The organism is Achromobacter sp. 1011791174 (assembly GCF_059760925.1).
Genome location: NZ_JCBANH010000182.1, coordinates 1 through 3,767, shown reverse-complemented (window position 1 = coordinate 3,767; position 3,767 = coordinate 1). Strand labels below are relative to the sequence as shown.

Sequence of the window (3,767 nt, the reverse complement as noted above, 5' to 3'; positions counted from 1 at the left end):
GCCCGTCGTCTTTTCCGGCTCGCCGCGCCTTTCAGTCCGCCCGGTCCAGCAGCACGCGGTTGCGTCCGCTCATCTTGGCCTGGTAGAGCAGTTCGTCGGCGCGGCGGAACAGCGTTTCGGCGTGTTCCGCGCCGCTTCCCCATTCCACATACGACACGCCGAAACTGGCGGTCATGCCGAAGCGGCGGCCGTCGCAGCTGGTCACGCTAGCCTGGGCAATGCCCTGCCGCATCCGCTCGGCCATTTCCAGCGCCTGCCCCGGTTGGCTGGTGTGGCACAGGACCGCGAATTCCTCGCCACCGACCCGCGCCACCACATCGGCGTGGCGGAAGTTGCGGGCGCACAGCGCGGCGACGACCTTGAGCGCCTCGTCGCCAGCGGCATGACCGTAGGTGTCGTTGATGGACTTGAAATGATCGATGTCGAACAGGATGAAGGCCAGCACCGGGTCGGCGCCGCGCCAGCGCTCGCGCGTCTCTTCGAAGCGTCGTTCAAATGCGCGGCGATTGAGCAGGCCGGTCAGGAAATCCGTCTCGGCCATGGTCGCCAGATCCAGTATCAGGCGGTCGCGCTCCGACTCCAGCCGCGACTTGCTGGCGGCGGTGTCCTTCAGGACGCTCAGGGCGCTGAACATCCCGTTGATCTCGCCCCGGTAGCGGTCCAGTGGAATGGCGGGGACTGGACCGCCGTCCGCGATCGCGCCGATGATGCGCGTCGCCTGCACGAACGGTCGGATGACGCGCTTGCGGAACTGGCTCAGCGACAGCAGCAGAGCAGCGGCCAGCATTGCGGCGGCGGCCAGCGTGGCCAGCAGCACGCGGACCGAGGAGGCGCGCTGAGCGGCGATGCGCTGCTCCACCCGGTCCAGCATGAAGTCGCGGAATTGCGTGATCGAGCGCATCAGGGGCACGTAGGCGTCGGCCACTTCGCGCGTCGTCAACCCGGCGCCCGCCGGACCGCGCGAGGCGAGTTCGCGCAGCCGCTCGATATAGGCGATGCCATCGCCCATGTACAGGTGCTTCATGTCCATGTAGGCAATGGTGCCGCGCAATTCCGGAATGCTGGAAATGCGCGCGTCGATCAGGGTCTGCAACTCCTCGATGCGGCCGAGCACGCGTTCGATCTTCAGCTGGTCCGCATCGTTCAATGCCCGGCGCCGGCTCAGAGCGGGAGTGAATGTCGAACCGAGCAGGCCGGCCTGTTCGCGCAGCTCGCCGGCCAGGATGGCCAGCGCCATCATGTCCGAGGCGTCGGATTGGTTGCGCATCACGATGCCGATGCTTTCGACCATGCCGGTGCGCAATTCAGGCACCACATCCACCATGCCGTCGACCACGGACCACACGTTCTGGCCAGACCTGGCGCCTCGCGGCGCGTCGATGGCGAGGTCGGCGTTCGCGCGCGCGATCGCCAGGGCCTGGCGGATGCGCTGAATGTTGGAGAATTCCTTGGCGCCGTGCGGGCTCAGCGGCGCGCGGTACAGGGCCAGCAACTCGGCCAGCTTGGCATCGCTGCGTTCGCGGGCATCCCGCAGCGAGGCGAGGAGGGCGGGCGGCACCGGCAGGTTCTCGCCCAGCGCGGCGTTCATCGGGCCGCGCTCGGCCGAGACCAGCTCCATGGTCTGCAACGTGCAACGCACGGCGGTGAAGGCGGTGGAGGCGGCGGCGGTCGAGGCGTAGGCGCGCCAGTTCTGCTGGACCACGATGCCGGTGAGCACGGATACCGGCAAGACCACGCCCGTGGCCAGTATCAGGAAATACCGCTCCAAGGATTTGAGGGCGTAGGCACTGCGCAACATACGGAAAAACCGGCCCTAAAACAATGTCTGTGCCGCGCAGAATACTTGAATTGCTGCAGCAGGAGCGCCAAGCGCGCGCAAGCCGTCGCAATTTTGAAACGCTATATCAGAATAAATCTTTAAGTTTCAACAGAACTCGGATTTTCATCAGATTGTTGCGCCTTCGCGCATCGATGCGCGCCCATGCGGCGCTCAGGCCTGGCCTTGCAGCACGACCCGGTTGCGGCCGCCTTGCTTGGCGGCGTAGAGGGCTGCGTCGGCCTCGGCGAAGGCCTGCGCCGGCTCGGCGCCGAAATCCTGCCAACAGGCCACGCCAGCCGACACGGTGATGCCGCCGATGCCGGGCATTGGACAGGCTTCGACCCGCTTGCGCAGCCGCTCGGCCACCAGGCCGGCTTCCTTCAGGCCCGCGCCGGGCAGCAGCATCAGGAATTCCTCGCCGCCGTTGCGGCACAGCACGTCGGCGGGGCGCGAGCATTCGCGCATGATCTGCGCCATGTGCCGGATCACCTCGTCGCCGGTCGAATGGCCATGCGTATCGTTGACGTTCTTGAAGTGGTCGATGTCCAGCGCGATCACGCCATAGCGGATGGCCGAGGCGCGCATTTGCTCGACGGCGTCCTGCATGCCGCGCCGGTTGCGCAGGCCGGTGAGGGGATCGGTGATGCTGGCCAGGTTGAGCTTGCCGATCTTCTCCTGCAGGCTGGTGAAGCTCCAGATGACGGCATGCTTCAGGCGCTCGGCCTCGAAGTACCAGGCTTTCACCGACCGGACGCGTTGCATGGCGACGGCCACATCGTGATGTTCCACATTGGTCGCCAGCTGCGCGAGCGGCAGCGAGATCATGCGAGCGCACCACCAGATCGCCAGCAGGAAAGCGATCGCCAGGGGCGCGGCATAGCCGAGCAGGGCCCAGATCAGCTCCTGGATCGGTTCCAGCGTGACGGCGGTGGGGCGCTGGGCGATGATGCCCCAGCCGCTGCTCGTCACCACCGCGTAGCCCGCCAGCATGTCGACGTCCTTGGTGTTCAGCAGGCGGCGTGCGCCTGACTCGCCTTGCTTGACGGCGGCGACCACGGGATTGTGCGAGACATCCTCGCCCAAGCGGCTGGGATCGACGTGGTAGATCAGCTTGCCGTCCCGGTCCACCACGTACAGATAGGAGCCATCCTGGTAATGGTGGCGGCCCAGCAGTTCCTGCAGGGCGCTCTCGTTGCGCAGGTGGATCGAACCCGCGATATAGCCACGATAGCGGCCATCGCGGGAGTAGATCGGGTGCGACAGCGTGATCAGCAGATTGCCGGCGATCGACACATAGGGCGGGCTGATCAGCGCCTGGCGCGCCTGGATCGCGGCCCGGCTTCCCGGGCTGTCGACGCGCGCGCCGAGAAAGCCGCGAAAGTTTCGCGAGGCCGCCAGGATGACGCCGTCCGCGCCGACGATGCCCACGGAATTGAAGCTGTCGCTCTGTTCCTGCACCCGGCTCGCCTCGGCCTCGAGCGCGGCGGGCGAGTCCAAGGCGTCGGCCACGTGCTGGGCGCTGTAGCGCAGTTGCTGCTGCGCGCCCTTCAGGAAGTTGGCCGCGCTCTCGGCCAGCTTGGCGGCATAGACGCGGTTGGACTCAAGCGTGTTGGCGATGAGCTGGTCGCGTTGCACGCAGTAGCTCGCGTACAGGGCGTTGGCGGTTGCGGCAATGGCGCTGAAGACGGTAAGGGCGAGCACCAGCCCGCGCAGATGGATACGCATCGAGAACGTGGCGGACATGGCTTGGTGCGGGCGCGGCGGCCACGTGACGGGTCAGCTTGTAGAGAGAGGGGGGATTACGAGCGAGATTGTAATCAGGAGCGGGCCGGCGCCCTTCAGGTCGTTGCGCTATCGGGCGGCGCCGGCATCGCCGGCGTCTCGCGGGGCGGCCGGCTGCTCCGTTGCCGCCAGATCAAACAGGCGGGCGGCCTTCAGCGTGGCCGCC

2 protein-coding genes are annotated in these 3,767 nt (G+C 66.8%); both read right to left on the bottom strand.

Features of this window, described 5'->3' with window-relative positions:
* Window positions 1-31 precede the first annotated feature (31 nt).
* Entirely contained in the window at window positions 32-1,798 is a 1,767-nt protein-coding gene (locus AC6LJ5_RS30045) for a GGDEF domain-containing protein (protein ID WP_498142425.1), read from the bottom strand.
* Between the two features lie 192 nt (window positions 1,799-1,990).
* Window positions 1,991-3,562, bottom strand: coding sequence for a sensor domain-containing diguanylate cyclase (locus AC6LJ5_RS30040; protein WP_498142424.1), 1,572 nt, complete (start codon window positions 3,560-3,562; stop codon window positions 1,991-1,993).
* Window positions 3,563-3,767 lie beyond the last annotated feature (205 nt).